Source organism: Serratia sp. Nf2 (assembly GCF_003028435.1).
GTDB classification, from domain to species: Bacteria; Pseudomonadota; Gammaproteobacteria; order Enterobacterales; family Enterobacteriaceae; genus Serratia; species Serratia marcescens_L.
This window is the reverse complement of sequence record NZ_PYTW01000050.1, coordinates 1-521: the sequence shown is the minus strand read 5'-3', so window position 1 is coordinate 521 and position 521 is coordinate 1. Positions and strand designations below refer to the sequence as shown.

Annotated in this window: 1 protein-coding gene; it reads left to right on the top strand. The window is 69.9% G+C overall.

The window, feature by feature from the left end; genetic code table 11:
* The coding region (locus tag C9411_RS25360; RefSeq protein ID WP_369919488.1) for an RHS repeat domain-containing protein at positions 1-521 on the top strand (521 nt) is incomplete at both ends.

The following is a 521-nucleotide window of genomic DNA, read 5'->3' as shown; positions in this document are numbered from 1 at the left end:
GCTGACGCGGCTGGAGAACGGCAACGGCGGCGAATACCGCTTCAGCTACGATGCGGTGGGCCGCGTGCTGGCCGAAGAGCGCCCGGACGACACCCGCCACTATTATCGCTACGGCGCGGCCGGGCTGTTGGAGGAGCACCGCGAGGTCGGCCTGCCGGGCGGCGCGGGTGAGCTGACGCAGCGCGAACAGCGCTTCCGCTTCGACGAGGCCGGGCAGCTGGTCTGGCGCAGCAACGCCAGCGCGGAATGGCATTACCGCTTCGACGCCATGGGGCGGCTGCGCGAACTGAACCGCCTGCCGACGGCGAGCGGTGCGGCGCTGGGCATCGAGCCGGACAGCGTGCAGATGCGCTATGACGCCGCCGGGCGGCTGCTCGGCGAGCAGGGCGTGAACGGCGAGCTGCAATACCAGTGGGATGCGTTGGCCAACCTGCAGGCGCTGACGCTGCCGCAGGGCGATCGCCTGCAGTGGCTGTATTACGGCTCCGGCCACGCCAGCGCCATTAAATTCAACCAGCAGG